The organism is Streptosporangium sp. NPDC020072 (assembly GCF_040631445.1).
Lineage (GTDB): Bacteria > Actinomycetota > Actinomycetes > Streptosporangiales > Streptosporangiaceae > Streptosporangium.
On sequence record NZ_JBEYAB010000005.1, the window covers coordinates 1 to 19,482 of the forward strand.

Consider the following 19,482-nt stretch of genomic DNA (forward strand, 5'->3'; position numbering starts at 1 on the left):
GCGTTAGGACGGGTTTGTGCTTCATGCACTGGCTTTTAGCACACTGTTGAGTTCTCAAGAAACGGACGCGTTCACCGTCCGCCGCCACACCACCCGGTGCGACCACTTCAGGGGCACAAACTTCCGTATTCCCATCCTATCATTTCCGGCCGGTCCGTGTCAATCCGCCGCCTTCGCGGCCGCTCGACACCAACCCGCCAGACCCGCTAGGATCTCGCTCACCCCGTCTCCGGAGCAACCCTCCAAACTTACCGTGACATTCAGACCGTGTCAAAGTCCCTGTTTTCCAGAGGCCAGCGCAAAGCCCGAACACCGAAGTTCGTTGAGAGGGGTTCACCCCTGGGGCCCGTCCGCGCTTTGAGGCGTCCGGCTCGCTCCCGGGGCATTGAGAACTTTAGGCGGGCCCTCAAGGCCCGTCAAATCAGGCCCATCCTGAGAAACCGCAGGTCACCGTAGATCCGTACGAGAACCCGTGACCTTCGCTACCCAAACGTTACCGTTCTAAACGGCCAAGGCCCCGGTTTCGTCACCGGGGCCTTGGCCGTACAGCGGAGGAAGAGGTCAGGCGCCGAGCAGTTCGACGCCTCCGATGGAGCGCTTGCCACGCCGCAGCACCAGGAACCGCCCATGCAGCAGGTCCTCGGCCGAGGGCACGTACGCCTCATCGGTGATCTTCACGTTGTTGAGGTAGGCTCCGCCCTCCTTGACCGCCCTGCGCGCGGCGGACTTCGACTCCACCAGCCCGCTCTGGGCCAGCAGGTCGACATAGGAGGCTCCCAGCTCGGAGATCTCGGCGCGCGGCACCTCCGCCAGTGCCTCCCCCAGCGTCCGCGCGGGCAGTTCCTCCAGCGAACCCTGTCCGAACAGGGCGGCCGAGGCCGCGATCACGGCGGCGCACTCGTCCGCGCCGTGCACCAGCGTGGTGAACTCGGTGGCGAGCGCGCGCTGGGCCTCCCGGGCCGCGGGCCGTTCAACCGCCGCCTTCTCCAGCTCCTCGATCTCCTCGCGGGACTTGAAGCTGTAGATCTTGAGGAACTTCACGACATCGCGGTCGTCGGCGTTCAGCCAGAACTGGTAGAAGGCGTACGGCGAGGTCATCTCCGGGTTGAGCCACACCGCGCCGCCGGCTGTCTTGCCGAACTTGGTCCCGTCGGCCTTCGTGATCAGCGGCACGGTCAGCGCGTGCACGTGGCCGCCGGTCACCCTGCGGATCAGGTCGGTTCCCGCGGTGATGTTGCCCCACTGGTCGCTGCCGCCGATCTGCAGCGTGCAGCCGTGGCGCCTGTTCAGCTCCAGGTAGTCGTTGGCCTGCAGGATCTGGTAGCTGAACTCGGTGTAGCTGAGCCCGTCGCCGCCCAGACGCGCCGAGACCGACTCGCGGGCCAGCATGCGGTTGATCGGGAAGTGCTTGCCGACGTCGCGCAGGAAGTCGATCGCGGACATGCCCTCGGTCCAGTCGAGGTTGCTGACCAGGGTGCCGCCGCCCTCCTCGGAGAAGTCGAGGAACTTCTCCAGCTGGACCCGGATCCGCGCGACCCACTCGGCGACGATCTCGGAGGAGTTGAGCGAGCGTTCGGTGCTGCGGCCGCTCGGATCTCCGATGAGACCCGTCGCGCCGCCGACCAGACCGATGATCCGGTGGCCGGCCCGCTGCAGGCGGGTGAGGGTCAGCAGCGGGACCAGGTTGCCGACGTGCAGGGAGGGCGCGGTCGGGTCGAAGCCGCAATAGACCGTGATCGGACCCTCGGCCATCGCAGCCCGCAGGGCGTCGATGTCGGTGGACTGCGCGATCAGGCCGCGCCAGGCGAGGTCATCCAGAATCTCGGTCACGATCTTTGCTTTCCAATGCTCGAACGGTCAGTACGGCTTCGCCTACAGCCTGCCCGATCTCCGCACCACTTCGCCACTTGATAGACGCACGTTCCCGGTCAGACCAGGGTGAATCCCTACCTACGCCGCGGAACGTGCGGCCGGTACGGGGAAACCGTGCGGTCGCCGTCGATCCAGAAACGCCAGGGGGTCTCCCGTCCCGTCGAGACACCGGTACGCGGTCCCGAACGGATCAGGCCGGGGTCGGCGGGCTTCCCCTCAAGGACCGTGATCGGTCCCGGCGGGCAGGCGTCGAGCCCGTTGTGCTCCCGGGTGAACCCGAGCGCGACCGCCAGGCGCGCGGGCCCGCGAGCGAGGTCGCGCCCGGAGACCGTACGGCTCGCACCCGCCGATCTTCGAGCCGCCGCGGTCTCGATCCCGGCGACCACCTCACCGGCACGCATCAGCACACCCGAGCCGACTCCCTCAGGCAGGCAGACCAGGTTGGCGCAGAAGTGCATGCCGTAGGTGAAGTAGACGTACAGATGCCCCGGAGGCCCGAACATCACCGCGTTGCGCGTCGTCCTGCCGCGGAAGGTGTGGGAGGCGGGGTCCTGACCCGGCACGCCGTACGCCTCGACCTCGGTGAGACGGACCGCGACCGGGCCGTATGTGATCACACGGCCCAGAAGGTCGGGGGCGACCTCGGGTCCCGGCCTGTCGAAGAAGTCGCGGGTCAGCGGGATGTCCCCGGCGAGCGGACGCTCGCCGGGTGTCAGTTGCCGCTCGCCCACGCCGCCTGGCCGTCGACGGTCTCCCGCAGGTCGAGGAGCTGGTCGCGCACCCTGTCGGGGGCCGTGCCGCCGTGGGCCTTGCGGGCCGCGAGCGCGCCCGGCACCGAGAGCACCTCCCGGGAGTCGGGCGTGAAGTGCTCGGAGACCTTGAGCAGTTCCTCGTCGGTGAGCTGGTCGAAGTCCTTGTCGTTGACCTGGCACCAGACGACCAGGTGGCCGACCGCCTCGTGCGCCTCCCTGAAGGGGACGCCCCTGCGCACCAGCAGCTCGGCCAGGTCCGTGGCCAGGGCGAACCCGTCGGGGGCCGAGGACTCCAGCTTGGCGGTGTTGACGCGCATGGTGGAGACCAGGCCGGCCATCGCGGGCAGGACCAGCAGCAGGGTGTCGACGGAGTCGAAGACCGGCTCCTTGTCCTCCTGCAGGTCACGGTTGTAGGTCAGCGGCAGACCCTTGAGCGTCGTCAGCAGCGACATGAGGTTGCCGACGAGACGGCCGCTCTTGCCCCTGGCGAGCTCGGCGACGTCGGGGTTCTTCTTCTGCGGCATGATCGACGAGCCGGTGGAGTAGGCGTCGTCCATCTCGATCCAGCGGAACTCCTGCGAGGCCCACAGGACGATCTCCTCGCCGAGCCGTGACAGGTGCACACCGATCATCGCCGCGTCGAACAGGAACTCCGCCGCGAAGTCCCGGTCGGCCACGGCGTCCATCGAGTTGGGCGCGGCCGAGTCGAAGCCCAGCTCCCTGGCCACCGCCTGCGGGTCGAGCGGCAGGGAGGAGCCCGCCAGCGCGCCCGAGCCGAGCGGGGAGACGGCCGCCCGCCTGTCCCAGTCGCGCAGCCGTTCGATGTCGCGGGTGAAGGCGTGGACGTGGGCCAGGAGCTGGTGGCCGAAGGAGACCGGCTGCGCGTGCTGCAGGTGGGTCATGCCGGGAGCGGCCGTCTCGGCGTGCTGCTCGGCCTGGCTCATCAGCGCGGTCTCCAGCTCGACCAGCCGGGACACGATGTGCCGGACGTGGTCGCGGAGGTAGAGGCGAAGATCGGTGGCGATCTGGTCGTTGCGGCTGCGGCCCGCGCGGAGCTTTCCGCCGAGTGTGCCGAGGCGCTCCAGCAGACCGCGTTCGAGCGCGGTGTGGACGTCCTCATCCGCCACGGTCGGCCGGAACTCTCCGGCCTGGCAGGCCCGCTCAAGGTCGTCCAGGGCGCCGATCATGCGTCCCAGCTCGTCCTCGGTGAGCAGGCCCGCCCTCTGCAGCACCCGGGCGTGCGCGCGCGAGGCCAGCAGGTCGTACGGTACGAGCCGCCAGTCGAAGTGCACGCTCACCGAGAGCCGGGTCAGCGCGTCGGCCGGCCCTCCCTCGAACCGGCCGCCCCACAGCCGCATCGGCTTACCACCATCAGTCACCGTTGTTCTCCTCCCCATTCAATCCGCGACCTTAGCCCAATCAGGCCAGCCGAGCGTCCCGCGCCGCCGCGATCTTGGAAGGAAGGCTCCACAGCTCGACGAAGCCCTTGGCCAGGGACTGGTCGAAGGTGTCGCCGGTGTCGTAGGTGGCGAGGTTGAAGTCGTACAGCGAGGCCTCGGAGCGCCTGCCGGTGACGGTGGCCCGGCCGCCGTGCAGGACCATCCGGATCTCGCCGGTGACGTGCTCCTGGGCCTCGGCGATGAAGACGTCCAGGGCCTTCTTCAGCGGGGAGAACCACAGACCGTCGTAGACGAGCTCGCCCCAGCGCTGGTCGACGGACCTCTTGAACCTGGCCAGGTCACGCTCGACGGTGACGTTCTCCAGCTCCATGTGCGCGGTGATCAGCGCGATGGCGCCCGGCGCCTCGTAGACCTCACGGGACTTGATGCCGACGAGCCGGTCCTCGACCATGTCGAGCCTGCCGACGCCCTGGGCGCCCGCGCGCTGGTTCAGCTCGGAGATGATCTGGAACGGGGTCAGGTGACGCCCGTCGAGCGCGACCGGGACGCCCTTGACGAAGCTGATGATGACCTCGTCGGCCTCACGCGGCTGGGCCGGGTCGGAGGTGTAGGAGTAGACGTCCTCGATGGGGCCGTTCCAGATGTCCTCCAGGAAGCCGGTCTCCACGGCCCTGCCCCAGATGTTCTGGTCGATCGAGTAGGGGTTCTTCTTGCTGGTCTCGATCGGGAGGTTCTTCTCCTCGGCGTAGGCGATCGCCTTGTCCCTGGTCCACGCGTAGTCACGGGCGGGGGCGATGACCTTGAGCTCGGGGAAGAGCGCGGCCAGGCCGGCCTCGAAGCGGACCTGGTCGTTGCCCTTGCCGGTGCAGCCGTGGGCGACGTGGGTGCCGCCGAACTGCTTGGCCGCGGTGGCCAGGTGCTTGACGATCAGCGGCCGGGACAGCGCGGAGACCAGCGGGTAGCGGTCCATGTAGAGCGCGTTGGCCTGCAGGGCGGGCACGCAGAAGTCGGCGGCGAACTCCTCTCGGGCGTCGACGACGACGGACTCGGCGGCGCCGCAGTCGATGGCCCGCTTGCGGATGATCTCCATGTCCTCGCCGCCCTGGCCGACGTCGATGGCCACGGCGATCACCTCGGCTCCGGTCTTCTCCGCGAGGAACGGGATGGCAACGGAGGTGTCGAGGCCGCCTGAGAAGGCGAGTACGACCCGGTCAGTCATGATCAGTTTCTCCAAAGTCTTGTGCAGGTGTTTCTGGTTGAGCTGGGATGGCCCGCCGAAGCGGGCTACATACGTCGGTCGGCGTGCCTCAGCAGGGCCTCGGCGACCGCTTCCCCACCCATCGGGTCGCGGCTGATGACGAGGATCGTGTCGTCTCCGGCCACCGTGCCGAGGATGGACTTCCAGCCCGCGTGGTCGATGGCGGAGGCGAGGAACTGCGCGGCACCCGGCGGGGTGCGCACGATCACCAGGTTGGCGGACGCGTCCGCCGAGACGAGGAGTTCCTCGGCGATCCGGCTCAGCCGGGCGGCCGGAGTCTCACCGCCGCCGAGCCTGGCCGGCGGGATTCTTCCGCCGCCCTCGCCCGGCAGGGCGTAGACCAGGGAGCCGTCCTCGGCCCGCAGCTTGAGCGCGCCGAGTTCGTCCAGGTCGCGGGAGAGAGTGGCCTGGGTGACCTCCACCCCGCTCTCCAGCAGAAGCTTAGCCAGGTCAGGCTGGGAGCGGACCGGCTGCCGCGCCAGGAGCTCGGCGATTCGCGCCTGGCGGGCCACCTTGGTCATGGGAATCGTCACGGTGTCCGCCCTCCCTTCCCGGACTGCGAGACCAGCCAGTGCAGCAGGGCCTTCTGGGCGTGCAGGCGGTTCTCCGCCTGGTCCCACACCAGGCTCTGCGGGCCGTCGAGGACGTCGGCGGAGATCTCAAGCCCCCGGTAGGCGGGCAGGCAGTGCAGAACGATCGCACCTCTGGCGGCCCGGTCCATCAGCTCGGCGTTGACCTGGAAGGGCGTCAGGTCGGCGATCCGCTGCTCCTTGCCGTCCTGGCCCATCGAGACCCAGGTGTCGGTCGTGACGACGTCGGCGTCCGCCACGGCCGTCCCGGCGTCCGGCAGCACGGCGACCGAGCCGCCGGTGCCCACGGCGATCTCGCCCGCCTTGCGCAGGACCGCCGGGTCGGGCCGGTACCCGGCCGGGGCGGCGATCCGCACGTGCATGCCCGCCAGCGCCCCGCCGAGCAGGTAGGAGTGGGCCATGTTGTTGGCGCCGTCCCCGAGGTAGGTCAGGGTGAGCCCGGCCGTGGAGCCGAAGTGTTCCCTGACGGTCTGCAGGTCGGCGAGGATCTGGCAGGGGTGGAACTCGTCGGTCAGCGCGTTGACCACCGGCACGGAGGAGGCCGCGGCCATGGCCTCGACCCGCTCCTGTCCCGAGGTGCGCCACACGATGGCGCTCGTCTGGCGTTCCAGGACCCGGGCGGTGTCCTCGATGGACTCGCCCCGGCCCATCTGCGAGGACCCGGCGTCGAGGATGAGGGGCAGGCCGCCCAGTTCCCCGACGCCCACGGCGAAGGAGATCCTGGTGCGGGTCGACGGCTTGTCGAAGAGCACCGCGACCGTCTGCGGGCCCTCGAAGGGGCGGTAGCCGTACCGGTCCTTCTTCATGGCCGTGGCCAGGTCGAGCACCTCCGCCTGCTCGGCGGGCGAGAGGTCGTCGTCACGCAGGAAGTGCCTGGTCCCTGAAACGGTGGTGCCTTGCTCAGTCACTGGATGCCTCGTCGAGAAGTGCCGGAAGCGCGGTCACGAAGGTGGTGACCTGTTCCGCGGTGATCACGAGCGGGGGTGCGAGCCGTACGGCGTCCGGCTGGACGGCGTTGACCAGGAAGCCGGCGCGCTGGGCGGCCTCCTGGAATCGGCCCGCGCGCTCGGCGGTCAGGACGACGGCCAGCCACAGGCCCCGGCCTCTGACCCCCTTGAGCAGGGGGTGCTCGACCGCGGCGATTCCCTCGGACAGCAGTGTCCCGACGGTCTTGACGTGTTCGAGCAGGCCCTGGCTCTCGATGGTCTCCAGTACGGCCAGCGCCGCGGCGGCCGAGACGGGGTTGCCGCCGAAGGTCGAGCCGTGGTCTCCCTTGGCGAAGAGCGTTCCTGCGGCGCCGAGGCCGACGCAGGCGCCGATCGGCATGCCTCCGCCGAGGCCCTTGGCCAGGGTCAGCACGTCGGGCAGTACGCCTTCGTGCTGGTGGGCGAACCAGCGTCCGGTACGGCCGATGGCCGACTGGATCTCGTCGGCGACCAGCAGCGCGCCGGTCGTGTCGCAGATCTCCCTGACGGCCCTGAGGTAGCCGTCGGGCGGCGGGACGACTCCGGCCTCGCCCTGGGTGGGTTCGAGGAAGACCGCGGCGCACTCGTCGGTGACGGCGTTCTTCAGCGCGTCGGCGTCGCCGTAGGGGACGAAGCGGACATCAGCCGGGAAGGGCCCGAACTGGTCGCGGATGGCGCGCTTGCCGGTCAGCGAGAGAGCGCCCAGGCTACGGCCGTGGAAGCCGTTCTCCGTGGCCACGACGTAGGGGCGGCCGTTGGCCTTGCCGTACTTGATGGCGAGTTTGAGGGCGGCCTCGTTCGCCTCGGTGCCCGAGTTGGTGAGGAACACCCGGGCGGGGGCGCCGAGCAGGCCGATCAGCCGTTCGGCGAGCAGCACCTCGGGCTCGTTCAGGAACAGGTTGCTGGTGTGGGCGAGCGTGGCGACCTGCCGGGTGACGGCCTCGACGAGCGCGGGGTGCGCGTGGCCGAGCGAGCTGACCGCGATGCCGCCGATCAGGTCGAGGTACTCGGTGCCGTCGACGTCCCAGACCCGTGAGCCCTCGCCGCGCGCCAGCACCACCGGGGGCACGCCGTAGTTGGGCATGAAGGCGGCCTCGAAACGCCTGCTGAGCGCTTCCGACTGGTTGCTCACGTGTCACTCCCGTTCAGCTCGTTGGTGGTGCTCGCCCGCCGCCCGGCCGTGTCCGGCAGGACCATGGTGCCGACGCCCTCGTCGGTGAAGATCTCCAGCAGCACCGAGTGGGGCACCCTGCCGTCGAGCACGTGTGCCTGGGGCACGCCGCCGCGGACCGCGCTCAGGCAGGCCTCCATCTTGGGCACCATGCCGCTGGACAGGCCGGGCAGGAGCCCGGCGAGTTCGGTGGCCTTCAGGCGCCTGATGACCTCGTTCTCCCCGGCGGCCGCGTCGGGGCGCCAGTCGCGGTAGAGGCCTTCGACGTCGGTGAGGACGATCAGCTTGGAGGCGCCGAGCGCCACGGCCAGGGCGGCCGCCGCGGTGTCGGCGTTGACGTTGTAGACGGTGCCGTCCTCGCTGCGCGCGACCGAGGAGACGACGGGGATGCGCCCGTCGTCGAGCAGCGCCCGCACCGCTCCGGCCTCGACGTCGACGATGTCGCCGACCTGGCCGATGTCGACCTTGACGCCGTCGACGACGGCGTGCTTGCGGACCGCGGTGAACAGGTGGGCGTCCTCGCCGGACATGCCGATCGCGAGCGGGCCGTGCCGGTTGATCAGGCCGACGACGTCACGGTTGACCTGGCCGACCAGGACCATCCTGACGACCTGCATGGCCTCGGGGGTGGTGACCCGCAGGCCCGCGGTGAAGGTCGACTCGATGCCGAGCCGGTCGAGCTGGGCGTTGATCTGGGGGCCGCCGCCGTGCACGATCACCGGCTTGAGACCGGCGTAGCGCAGGAAGACGACGTCGTCGGCGAACTTCTCCCTCAGGTGCTCCTCGGTCATCGCGTTACCGCCGTACTTGATGACGACGGTCGCGCCCTGGAAGCGGGCGAGCCAGGGCAACGCCTCGATGAGCGTGTGCGCCTTGGCCAGGGCCGCCTGGGTCCTTGTGGGGACGCTCATGACGAGTAGGCCGAGTTCTCGTGGACGTAGGCCACGGTGAGGTCGGTGGTGTGGATCGTCGCGGCGTGCGGGCCCGCCGACAGGTCGACGGTGATCGTCACGTCGCGGGGGCGCAGGTCCACCTTGGAGCGGTCGTCCCCCGCGGCTCCGCCACGGCAGATCCACACGCCGTTGATGGCCACGTTGAGCCGGTCGGCCTCGAAGACGGCGTCGGTGGTGCCGACGGCGGACAGCACCCGGCCCCAGTTGGGGTCCTCGCCGTAGATGGCGCACTTGAGCAGGTTGGAGCGGGAGACGGCACGGCCGACGACGACGGCGTCCTCCTCGGAGGCGGCGCCGATGACCTCGATGGCGATCGCCTTGGTCGCGCCCTCGGCGTCGACCAGGAGCTGACGGGCCAGGTCGGCGCAGACGGCGCGGACGACCTGCCCGAACTCGGCGAGGTCGGGGCTGACACCGGAGGCGCCGCTGGCCAGCAACAGGACGGTGTCGTTGGTCGACATGCAGCCGTCGGAGTCGAGCCGGTCGAAGGTGACCCTGGTCGCCTCGCGCAGCGCGGTCTGGAGCTGCTCGGCGGGCACGTCGGCGTCGGTGGTGATCACGCAGAGCATGGTGGCCAGGCCGGGAGCGAGCATGCCCGCGCCCTTGGCCATGCCGCCGACCATGTAGCCGCCCTCGCCCTTGCGGAAGGAGATCTTGGAGACGGTGTCCGTGGTGCGGATGGCGTCGGCGGCGGCCAGGCCGCCGTCCCTGCTGGCCTGGGAGACCGCGGTGCCGATCCCGCCGAGCAGGGCGTCCATCGGCAGCCGTTCGCCGATCAGGCCGGTCGAGCAGACCGCGATCTCGCCCGCGGAGTCCTGGAGCTCCTCGGCGACGCGCTCGGCGGTCGCGTGGGTGTCCTGGAAGCCCGCGCTGCCGGTACAGGCGTTCGCGCCGCCCGAGTTGAGCACGACGGCCCTGACCCGGCCCCCGGCCAGCACCTGCTGGGACCACACGACCGGTGCGGCCTTGACACGGTTGCTCGTGAAGACACCGGCCGCGGCACGTGACGGGCCGTCGTTGACGACCAGCGCCAGGTCGCGGGCGTCACCGGACTTGATGCCTGCGGCGATGCCGGCTGCCCTGAATCCGAGGGGGGCGGTCACGCTCATGGGGCGACTCCGTTGAGAGGAAGGCCGAGTTCTTCTGACAGGCCGAGTGCGAGGTTGGCGCTCTGGATCGCGCCCCCCGCGGTGCCCTTGGTGAGGTTGTCGATGGCGACGACGGCGACGACGCGGCCGGCGCGCTCGTCCAGGGTGACCTGGAGGGCGGCGGTGTTGGCGCCGAGGGTCATCGAGGTCGTGGGCCACTGGCCCTCGGGCAGCAGCCGCAGGAACGGCTCGTCCTTCGTCGCGGCCTGATAGGCCTCGCGGAGCAGGGCGGCGGTGACGCCGGGTTTGGCGGGCGCCGTGCAGGTGGCGAGGATGCCGCGGCTCATGGGAGCGAGCAGCGGGGTGAAGGAGACCTTCACCGGGGCTCCGGCCAGCGGGGAGAGGTTCTGCTCCATCTCGGGGGTGTGCCGGTGGACGCCGCCCACACCGTAGGCGCCGACCGAACCCATGACCTCGCTGCCCAGCAGGTTCGGCTTGAGGGACTTGCCCGCCCCGCTCGTGCCGCTCGCGGCGACCACGACCACGTCGGGCTCGACGAGACCCGCGGCGAAGGCGGGGAACATGGCCAGCGTGACGGCGGTCGGGTAGCAGCCGGGGACGGCGATCCTGCGGGTGGCGCGGAGTTCCTCGCGCCGTCCGGGCAGCTCGGGCAGGCCGTACGGCCAGGAGCCCGCGTGGGCGCCGCCGTAGAAGTGCTCCCAGGCGGCGGGGTCGGTGAGGCGGAAGTCGGCGCCGCAGTCGACGACCAGCGTGTCCTGGCCGAGTTGCTCGGCGACCGCGGCCGACTGGCCGTGCGGCAGCGCGAGGAAGACCAGGTCGTGGCCCCCGAGGGTCTCGGCGGTCGTCTCCAGGAGTGTGCGATCGGCGAGCGGGGCCAGGTGGGGCTGGTGGGCGCCCAGGAGGGTGCCCGCGTTCGACCCGGCGGTCACCGCGCCGATCTCAATCTCCGGGTGTGACAGCAGCAGGCGCAGGATCTCGCCTCCGGCGTAACCGCTGGCACCCGCGATGGCCGCTTTCATCCGCCCCCCAAACACTGCATATTCATGCACGATTGCTCATGAACTTACTAGAAAGATTATGCACGCCGGGGGAACGTCATGCAAGCATCAGACAATCTACTCTTCCATCCACAAAGCATCACAAAACATGCATGTGATCATGCGGGGCCCGCCCCTGCCCCGCCCGGTATCGTGATGTCTCCCGCCCCTTCATCTCCGGGGAGTACGAACGCATGGCCGTCCCTCACGACCAGGTCCTGGCTCGGCTCACCGCCCCGGGGCAGCTCTTCGAGATGGAGGAGGTCCCGGGTTCCTGTGGCCCGGTGAGAACGTGGAAACACGCCCCTGTCCACTTCCGGACACTGCTTGAGGCCAGCAGGCGCCACGGCCCCAAGGTCTTCCTCGTCTACGAGGACGAGCGCGTCACCTACGAGGAGCACTACCTGCGCGCCGCGACGCTGGCCAGGCGTCTGGCCGGGGAGTACGGCGTGGCCAAGGGCGACCGGGTGGCCATCGCCATGCGCAACTACCCGGAATGGGTGATCGCCTTCTCCGCGGTGCTGGCCGCCGGGGCGGTCGCCGTACCGCTCAACGCGTGGTGGAGCGCCAAGGAGCTGGAGTTCGGCCTGTCCGACTCGGGGGCGCGGGTGCTGATCGCCGACGGCGAGCGCGCCGCGGCGCTCGCCGGGGCCGGGTGCCCGCTGATCGTGGCGCGCGGCGAGGTGCCCGCGGGCGCCCGTTCCTTCGCCGAGGTGCTGGGCGCCGTCGAGCCGGACGTGACGCCGCCGCCGGTCGACCTCTCCCCGCAGGATCCCGCGACCATCCTGTACACCTCCGGCACGACCGGCCGCCCGAAGGGCGCTCTCGGCAGCCATCGCAACCTGGGCCAGTCCCCGCTGACGGTGGCCTACGGCACGACGCGCAGCGCGGTCAGGGCGGGCAGGGATCCCGCGCGCAAGGCGGGAAGGCGCCGCGTCACCCTCCTGACCGTCCCCCTCTTCCACGCCACCGGCTGCTTCGCGGTGATGACCACCACGATGTTCGGCGGCGACGGCCTGGTGCTGATGCGCAGGTGGGACGCGGGACGCGCGCTCGAACTCATCGAACGGGAGCGGGTCACCAACCTCAGCGGCGTGCCGACCAACATCTGGCAACTGTTGTCCCACCCCGGCCTGGCCGAGGCCGACGTCTCAAGCCTCACCTCCCTCGGGTACGGCGGCGCCCCCGCCCCGCCGAGACTGCTCGAACGGCTCACCGAACTGCTGCCCAGCCGCTCCCCGACCAACGGGTACGGCATGACCGAGACGACCGCGCTGGCCATCGGCAACGGCGGCCCGGACTATCTCGCCAGACCCGACAGCGTCGGCCTTCCCGTGCCGGTGGTCGACGTGCGCGTCACCGGCCAGGGCGGTGAGGAGCTGCCGGTCGGCGAGGTCGGCGAACTGCGCCTGCGCGGCCCCAACGTGATCCTCGGCTACTGGAACCGGCCGGAGGAGACCGCGGAGGCCTTCGCGGACGGCTGGCTGCGCACCGGAGACCTGGCCAGGGTCGACGAGGAGGGCTTCGTCTACATCGTCGACCGGGCCAAGGACATGGTCATCCGGGGCGGGGAGAACGTCTACTGCGCCGAGGTCGAGGCCGCGCTCTTCGAGCATCCGGCGGTCGAGGACGCCGCGGTGATCGGCATCCCGCACGAGGAGCTCGGCGAGGAGGTCGGCGCGATCGTACGGCTCGCCTCCCCCGTGGGGGACGAGGAGCTGCGGGCCTTCCTCCGCGAGCGGATCGCCCCCTTCAAGGTCCCCGTCCGGTTCTGGATCCGCGAGAGCGAGTTGCCCCGCAACCCCGGCGGCAAGATCCTCAAGACGGTCCTGCGCCGGGAGGTCCTCGGCGCCTGACCTGCCGCCGGGGGGTGGAAAACCGTTTGCCCCGATGCGGAGCGATACCAAAAACTGTCTCCTTGTGCCGGAGAAATCTGATCGCTCCCTCGGGGGGCTGCTGCGCAGAGTCGGAATGGACCTTGGGCCGCTCCGCGACTCACGTGACTTCCGGCTGCTGTTCGCCTCCGGGGCGATCACGATGTTCGGCACCTTTCTCACCCTGGTCGCGCTGCCGCTGCAGATGAAGCAGCTCACCGACTCCTATGTGGCGGTCAGCCTGGTCAGCGCGGCCGAGTTCGTGCCGATGGTGCTGTGCGGGCTCTGGGGCGGCGCGATCGCGGACGCGCTCGACCGGCGCAAGATCATTCTCTACACCGAGGCCGGGCTCTGCCTCACGACGGTCGCCCTGACGGTCAACGCCCTGCTGCCCAGGCCGCAGATCTGGGTCCTGTACGTGGTCGGGGCGCTCAGCGCGGGACTGGGCAGCCTGCAGCGGCCCAGCCTGGAGGCGCTGCTCCCCCGGGTCGTCCGGCACGACCAGGTCGGCGCCGCCGCCGCGCTGTCCGGCTTCCGCTGGACCCTCGGTGCCATCGTCGGCCCCGCGCTCAGCGGCCTGATCGCCGCCGTGTTCGGCGTCGCGGCGGCCTACGGCGTCGACGTGGCCACCTTCCTGATCTCCATGGCCCTGCTCTGGATGGTCAGGATGCCCGCGCAGTCGAAGGACGCTCCCCCCGCCTCGATCGCGACGCTCGTCGAGGGGGTCCGCTACGCCGTGCGGCGTCCCGACCTGATGGGCACCTATCTGGTGGACATCGCGGCGATGGTCTTCGCCTCGTGCGCCGCGTTGTACCCCTTCCTGGCCGACGAGCTCGGTTCCCCGCAGGCGATCGGCCTGCTCTTCTCCGCCACCGCCGTCGGATCGCTGGTCGCCTCGGCCACCTCCGGCTGGACGGCCCGGGTCCACCGGCACGGCCTGGGTGTCATCGTCGCGGCGGCCGTCTGTGGGGTCGCGGTCGCGGCGGCGTCCGTCATGCCGACCGTCTGGGGCGTGTTCGCCTTCCTGGCGCTGGCCGGGGCGGCCGACATGATCAGCGGCATCTTCCGCTCGACCATCTGGAACCAGACCATCCCCGACGAGCTTCGGGGCCGTCTGGCCGGGATCGAACTGCTCTCCTACACCAGTGGCCCGATGCTGGGCAACGCGCGAGCGGGCATGATGGCCCAGCTCGGCGGCACCCGCTTCTCCATGGGCGTCGGCGGGCTGCTGTGCGTCGGCGCGGTCGCGGCGATGGCGGCGCTGCTGCCCGGCTTCGGGCGCTACGACGCCCGTACCGACGAGCACGCCGTACGGGAGCGTGCCCGCCGTACAGCCGTCACCGAGGCCTAGAGGTCCTGCTCGCGCCAGCCGTCGTGCTCCTCGGCGAGTTCCTCAAGCCGGGTCACGGCCTCGGCGGGCAGCGCGCCGCCGGGGTCCTCGACGACCACGAGCCACTGGGCGTCCTCGGCGTCGTCCTCCCCCGCGAGGGTCTCCCGCACCACCGAGGGCGTCTCCACCTGGGGGAACTCCTCTCCCACCAGGTCCGCGACCTCCTCGGCCTCCGTACGTTCGGCGAACACCAGCAGATGTCTCATTCATCCCCCACAGGCGAAGGCCCCGGCCGCCACGGGTCGTCCGTGGTGGCCGGGGCCGTACCGAATCCGATCAGACCCCGCGCAGCTGCGCTCCGGTCCGCTCGCCCGCCAGGGCGACCGCGGCGTCGCGGGCCGCGGTGGTCTCCTCGACGGTGAGCGTCCGGTCGGCCGCCCTGAACCACAGGGAGTAGGCCAGCGACTTGTTCCCCTCACCGATCTGGGCGCCGGTGTAGACGTCGAACAGCCGGATCGACTCCAGCAGTTCGCCCGCCCCCTCGCGCAGCGCCGCCTCGACCTCGGCAACCTGCGTCGCGGCGTCGACGACGAGCGCGACGTCCTGGGTGGCGATCGGGTAGGCGGAGATGGAGGAGACCTGCACCGGGCCCGGCATCAGCCCTTCGAGGTGGGTCAGCTCCAGCTCCATCGCGCTGGTGCGCGGCGGCAGGCCGTAGGCCTCGATGACGCGCGGGTGCAGCTCACCGGCGTGGCCGACGAGAACGTCCCCGACGTACAGCGCGGCGCAGCGGCCCGGGTGCCAGGGCTCGTGCCGGTCGGCGCGGACGTCGAGGACGACCCCCGCCTCGCGGGCCACCACGCGGGCGGCCTCGACGGCGTCGGCCCAGCCTGCCTGTCGGCCCTTGCCCCACCAGCCGGAGCGCTCGAACTCGCCCGCGAGCACCACTCCGGCCCGCAGCGGCTGGGCGGGCAGCGCCGCCTCGATCGAGGCGAGCTCCTCCGCCTCGGGCCTGCGGTCCACGCCGAGGACCGGCGCGGTCGCGGGCGCGCCCTCGGCGGGCCGGTAGACCAGGCCCGTCTCGAACAACGCCACGTCGCCGAAGCCCCTGCCCACGTTGCGGACCAGCGTCTTGAGCAGGCCGGGCAGCAGCGTGGTGCGCAGCAGCGGCTCGTCCTCGCTGAGCGGGTTGGCCAGCCGTACGGCCAGGCGACGGGCGTCACCGGCGGGCAGCTGCAGGTTGTCGAGGTCGCGCTCCCCGAAGAACGGGTAGGCCAGGATCTCGACGTAGCCGGAGGCCGCCAGCGCCCTTCCCGTACGGCGGCGCAGCCGCTGTCCCGGGGTCAGGCCCGCGCCCGCCGGAGCGCCCGGCAGGATCGAGGGCAGCCTGTCGTAGCCCTCAAGCCGGATGACCTCCTCGGCGAGGTCGTTGGGGTCGGTCAGGTCGGGCCGCCACGAGGGCGGGGTGACGGTCAGCATGTCGTCGCCGACCACGGCCAGCTTGGCGGCCAGTTCGTCCCCGGGCTCGACCGAGCCTTCCACGACCGTGCAGCCGACCTGCTCCAGGTTCCGGACCACCGTCTCGCGGTCGTAGACGACGCCCGCGACCCGGCCGGGGTAGCCGCTCGGGATGGAGATCTGGACGGGCTCGATCTCGATCGCCGCGTGGGTCACCCCGGGCTGGACCACGCCGCCGCCCAGTTCGGCCAGCAGGCTGACCGCACGCCAGGAGGCGTAGAGCGGAAGCTCCCGGTCCACACCCCGCTCGAAGCGCTTGGACGCCTCGCTGACCAGGTTGTGGCGGCGGGACATCCGCGCGATGCCGCTGGCGGAGAAGTGCGCGGCCTCGATCACGATGTCGGTCGAGGTGTCGGAGATCTCGGTGTTCAGGCCGCCCATGGTGCCCGCCATCGAGATGGCACCCGAGGCGTCGGTGATGAGGATGTCACCGGGGTCGAGCGTGCGCACGACGTGGTCGAGGGTCTCCAGCTTCTCGCCGGGCTCGGCGCGGCGCACGACGATCTCACCGTCAAGCCGGGTCGCGTCGAAGGCGTGCAGGGGCTGGCCGAGCTCCAGCATCACGTAGTTGGTGACGTCGACGGCCAGCGAGACCGGCCGCATACCCGCGCGCGACAGGCGCGTGCGCATCCACAGCGGGCTCGGCGCCGCCGGGTCGAAGCCCTGGACCTCCCGCAGCACGAAACGGTCGCACGCGCTCGCGTCGGCGATCGAGGCCGGGTAGGACGGGGCCGCCTCGGCGGGCGGGGAGACGTCGGCGGGGTCGAGGAAGGCAACCCCGAAGGCGGTGGCCACCTCCCTGGCCACACCGCGGATCGACAGCGCGTAGCCGATGTCCGGGGTGATCTCCAGCTCGATCACGTCGTCGCGCAGGCCGAGGAGCTCGGCCACGTCCGCGCCGATGGGCGTGCCCTCCGGCAGCACCATGATGCCGTTGTGCTCGTCGCTCAGCCCGAGCTCGCGCTCCGAGCAGATCATGCCCTCGGACATGCGTCCGTAGGTCTTGCGCGCGCCGACCTCGAAACCGCCGGGCAGCACGCCGCCGGGCAGCACGACCGGCACCCGGTCGCCGACGACGAAGTTGGTCGCGCCGCACACGATCTCCCGCGGGGCGGCCTCACCGACCTCGACCTGGCAGTGCCGGATCGGCTTCTTGAAGCCCTGCAGCTCCTCGATGGCGAGCACCTCGCCGACCACAACGCTCTTGACGTCATGACCGTAGGAGGTGACGGCCTCCAGCTTGAGACCGGCGGCGGTGAGCCTGTCGGCCACCTCGTGCGCGGTCGCTGCGGGGAGATCGACGTACTCCCGCAGCCATGAAAGCGGGACCTTCATCAGACCTCCATTCCGAACGGAAGCGTGAAACGCACGTCTCCCTCGACCATGTCACGCATGTCCTCGACGTTGTGGCGGAACATCAGCGTGCGCTCGATGCCCATACCGAAGGCGAACCCGCTGTAGCGGGACGGGTCGACGCCGCAGGCGATCAGCACCCGCGGGTTGACCATCCCGCAGCCGCCCCACTCGATCCAGCCCTCCGACTTGCACGTACGGCAGTGCGGGTTGCCCGGCACCGCGGAGGCGCCCCGGCACACGAAGCACCGCAGGTCCATCTCCGCCGAGGGCTCGGTGAACGGGAAGTAGTTCGGCCTGAACCTGGTGGTGATGCCCTCCCCGAACATGAGCTCGGCGAACCTGTCCAGGGTGCCCTTGAGGTGGGCCATGGTCAGGCCCTCGTCGACGGCCAGTCCCTCGACCTGGTGGAAGACCGGCGTGTGGGTGGCGTCGAGCTCGTCGGTGCGGAACACCTTGCCCGGCGAGATCACGTAGACCGGCAGCGGACGGCTCAGCAGCGCCCGGACCTGCACCGGGGAGGTCTGGGTGCGCAGCACCTTGCCCGAGTCGACGGACTCGACGAAGAAGGTGTCGTGCTCGGAGCGCGCCGGGTGGTCGGGCGAGATGTTCAGCGCGTCGAAGTTGAACCACTCGCCTTCCAGCTCCGGCCCCTCGGCGACCTCGTAGCCCATGCCGACGAAGGCGTCCGCGATGCGCTCCTGCAGGGTGGTCAGCGGGTGGCGGGCGCCGCGGGCCGTACGGTCCCAGGGCAGTGTGACGTCGACGGTCTCCTCAACGAGGACCCGCTCGTCGCGCTCGGCCTCCAGCTGTGCCTGACGCTCGGCGAAGGCGTCCGCGACGGCCTTGCGCGCGCCGCCGATGCGTTTGCCCGCCTCTGCCCGGGCCGCGGGCGGAAGCGCGCCGATCTCGCGGTTGGCCAGGGCGATCGGCGAGCGGTCGCCGGCGTGCGCGAGCCGTACCTGCTTGAGTTCGTCGAGGTTGCGCGCCGCCTTGACGGCGTCGAGCGCCTCCGCCTGCATGCGCGCCACCTCGTCGGCGTGCAGCGGGGTCACCTCGACCGGGTCGTAGTTAGACAAGAGAAAGCTCCGAATCCAGGGCTTGAGCGGCCATGAGTCTAGTCGGGGAAGCCCACCGGGCTGGCATCCGCGCTCAGGCGAAGTCAGGGGTGCCGGTGGGCACCATAAATCGAAACTCGGCCCCGCCCTCGGGCCCCCGCTGCACGGAGATGGTGCCGCCGTGGGCCTCGATGAGACCCTTGACGATGAAGAGACCGAGGCCGGTGCCACCGCGGCGGCGGGCGTTGCCCCGCCAGAACTGCCGGAACACGCGCGTGGCCAGCTCGGGCGGAATGCCCTCTCCCTGGTCACGGACGGACACGGTCACTCCCCATTGGTTCGGTTCGACGACTATTGTCACCGTACCGCGCCCGTGGCGCACGGCGTTTTCCATCAGGTTGGCCAGCACCTGGTCGATTTTGTCCTGATCGAGCCAGGTCTCGGGAAGTTCGCCCAGCACCCGGAGCAGGAAGCGCCCCTCGGGCTCCCCCGCTGCGACCCGCCCATCGATGATCTTCTGGACCCTCGCCGGGACGTCGACCACCTGACGATGGATCTCAAGGCGCCCCGACTCGATGCGGGACACGTCGAGCAGCTCGGTGATCAGCCGGGTCACCCGGTCGGCGTCGGCGTTGACCGTCTCCAGCATGACCAGCTTCTGGTCGTCGGTGAAGCGGGTCCATTTGGCGAGCAGGGTCGCGGTGAACCCCTTGACGCTGGTCAGCGGGGAGCGCAGCTCGTGGGCGACGGTCGAGACCAGGTCCGCGCGGCTGCGTTCGAGCCTGGCCCGCGCGCCCGCGTCACGCATCGTGATCACCACACGGGCGATCTCGCCACCCCGCTCGGGCCTGCGCACCAGCCGGGCCGCGACGAGCATCTCCTGACCGCCGGGAGTGCGCAGCGGCAGCTCAGGCTGGCGGGTGCGGGTCGGCAGGCCGCCGTAGGTGTCGAGCCACTTCCACCAGTCGCGCCCGTCGTGATCGCGGAAGGAGAACACGTCCCGCACGTGACGTCCGACGGCCTGGTCCCAGCCGATCCCGGTCAGCCGGGTCGCGGCCCGGTTGACGCTCAGCACGTGGCCGTCCCGATCGGTCACGACGAGGCCGTCGGGAAGGTCGTCGACGTCGATCACACAGGCGGAATCAGCGCTCCGCTCGTCGGTGTGTTCGCCGTGCACGACCCCGCCTCCTCGACGCTACAACGCCGACAATAGCGGGTTTCGCGTGTCCTCCGGCAGCCTCG

16 protein-coding genes are annotated in these 19,482 nt (G+C 70.6%); 2 read left to right on the forward strand and 14 right to left on the reverse strand.

What is annotated here, in order from left to right; genetic code table 11:
- Positions 1-561: 561 nt before the first annotated feature.
- The 10 genes from tyrS to argC form a co-directional block, all read right to left on the reverse strand.
- Positions 562-1,830, reverse strand: a complete 1,269-nt coding sequence (tyrS, locus tag ABZ470_RS12430) for a tyrosine--tRNA ligase (protein WP_352011719.1) — start codon at positions 1,828-1,830, stop codon at positions 562-564.
- Between the two features lie 116 nt (positions 1,831-1,946).
- Positions 1,947-2,603 (reverse strand): DNA-3-methyladenine glycosylase, encoded by a 657-nt coding sequence (locus tag ABZ470_RS12435; RefSeq protein ID WP_352011718.1) that lies wholly within the window; start codon positions 2,601-2,603, stop codon positions 1,947-1,949.
- On the reverse strand, positions 2,585-4,003 hold the full coding sequence (gene argH, locus ABZ470_RS12440) for an argininosuccinate lyase (RefSeq protein WP_352011717.1): 1,419 nt from the start codon (positions 4,001-4,003) through the stop codon (positions 2,585-2,587). The genes ABZ470_RS12435 and argH overlap by 19 nt, the downstream gene beginning before the upstream one ends.
- Before the next feature lie 40 nt (positions 4,004-4,043).
- The gene (locus ABZ470_RS12445; protein WP_352011716.1) at positions 4,044-5,243 is read right to left on the reverse strand and encodes an argininosuccinate synthase; all 1,200 of its coding nucleotides are present in this window, start codon (positions 5,241-5,243) and stop codon (positions 4,044-4,046) included.
- Between the two features lie 65 nt (positions 5,244-5,308).
- Entirely contained in the window at positions 5,309-5,803 is a 495-nt protein-coding gene (locus tag ABZ470_RS12450; RefSeq protein WP_184716701.1) for an arginine repressor, read from the reverse strand.
- Between the two features lie 8 nt (positions 5,804-5,811).
- Positions 5,812-6,780, reverse strand: a complete 969-nt coding sequence (gene argF / locus ABZ470_RS12455) for an ornithine carbamoyltransferase (protein ID WP_352011715.1) — start codon at positions 6,778-6,780, stop codon at positions 5,812-5,814.
- A complete protein-coding gene (locus tag ABZ470_RS12460; RefSeq protein ID WP_362775910.1) occupies positions 6,773-7,921 on the reverse strand; it encodes an acetylornithine transaminase in 1,149 nt (382 codons plus the stop codon). Before ABZ470_RS12460 ends, argF begins: the two co-directional genes overlap by 8 nt.
- 44 nt (positions 7,922-7,965) lie before the next feature.
- Positions 7,966-8,919, reverse strand: coding sequence for an acetylglutamate kinase (argB, locus tag ABZ470_RS12465; RefSeq protein WP_352011714.1), 954 nt, complete (start codon positions 8,917-8,919; stop codon positions 7,966-7,968).
- Positions 8,916-10,070 (reverse strand): bifunctional glutamate N-acetyltransferase/amino-acid acetyltransferase ArgJ, encoded by a 1,155-nt coding sequence (gene argJ / locus ABZ470_RS12470; protein WP_352011713.1) that lies wholly within the window; start codon positions 10,068-10,070, stop codon positions 8,916-8,918. The genes argB and argJ overlap by 4 nt, the downstream gene beginning before the upstream one ends.
- The gene (gene argC / locus ABZ470_RS12475) at positions 10,067-11,089 is read right to left on the reverse strand and encodes an N-acetyl-gamma-glutamyl-phosphate reductase (protein ID WP_362911408.1); all 1,023 of its coding nucleotides are present in this window, start codon (positions 11,087-11,089) and stop codon (positions 10,067-10,069) included. The genes argJ and argC overlap by 4 nt, the downstream gene beginning before the upstream one ends.
- A 212-nt stretch (positions 11,090-11,301) precedes the next feature.
- On the opposite strand from argC, the gene ABZ470_RS12480 reads away from it, so the two are divergent.
- Entirely contained in the window at positions 11,302-12,963 is a 1,662-nt protein-coding gene (locus ABZ470_RS12480; protein ID WP_362911409.1) for a class I adenylate-forming enzyme family protein, read from the forward strand.
- A gap of 115 nt (positions 12,964-13,078) precedes the next feature.
- On the forward strand, positions 13,079-14,332 hold the full coding sequence (locus ABZ470_RS12485) for an MFS transporter (protein WP_362911410.1): 1,254 nt from the start codon (positions 13,079-13,081) through the stop codon (positions 14,330-14,332).
- Here the strand turns inward: ABZ470_RS12485 and ABZ470_RS12490 are convergent.
- The 4 genes from ABZ470_RS12490 to ABZ470_RS12505 all read right to left on the reverse strand — a co-directional run bounded on the left by ABZ470_RS12490 (position 14,329) and on the right by ABZ470_RS12505 (position 19,417).
- Entirely contained in the window at positions 14,329-14,577 is a 249-nt protein-coding gene (locus ABZ470_RS12490) for a hypothetical protein (protein ID WP_362911411.1), read from the reverse strand. The two genes, ABZ470_RS12485 and ABZ470_RS12490, sit on opposite strands and share 4 nt — an antisense overlap.
- 70 nt (positions 14,578-14,647) lie before the next feature.
- Complete coding sequence (gene pheT, locus ABZ470_RS12495) at positions 14,648-17,164, reverse strand: phenylalanine--tRNA ligase subunit beta (RefSeq protein ID WP_362911412.1); 2,517 nt, start codon at positions 17,162-17,164, stop codon at positions 14,648-14,650.
- Positions 17,164-18,204: a phenylalanine--tRNA ligase subunit alpha gene (gene pheS, locus ABZ470_RS12500; RefSeq protein ID WP_362911693.1), complete on the reverse strand. Its 1,041-nt coding sequence runs from the start codon at positions 18,202-18,204 to the stop codon at positions 17,164-17,166. The genes pheT and pheS overlap by 1 nt, the downstream gene beginning before the upstream one ends.
- 130 nt (positions 18,205-18,334) lie before the next feature.
- Positions 18,335-19,417: a PAS domain-containing sensor histidine kinase gene (locus ABZ470_RS12505; protein WP_352011707.1), complete on the reverse strand. Its 1,083-nt coding sequence runs from the start codon at positions 19,415-19,417 to the stop codon at positions 18,335-18,337.
- Positions 19,418-19,482 lie beyond the last annotated feature (65 nt).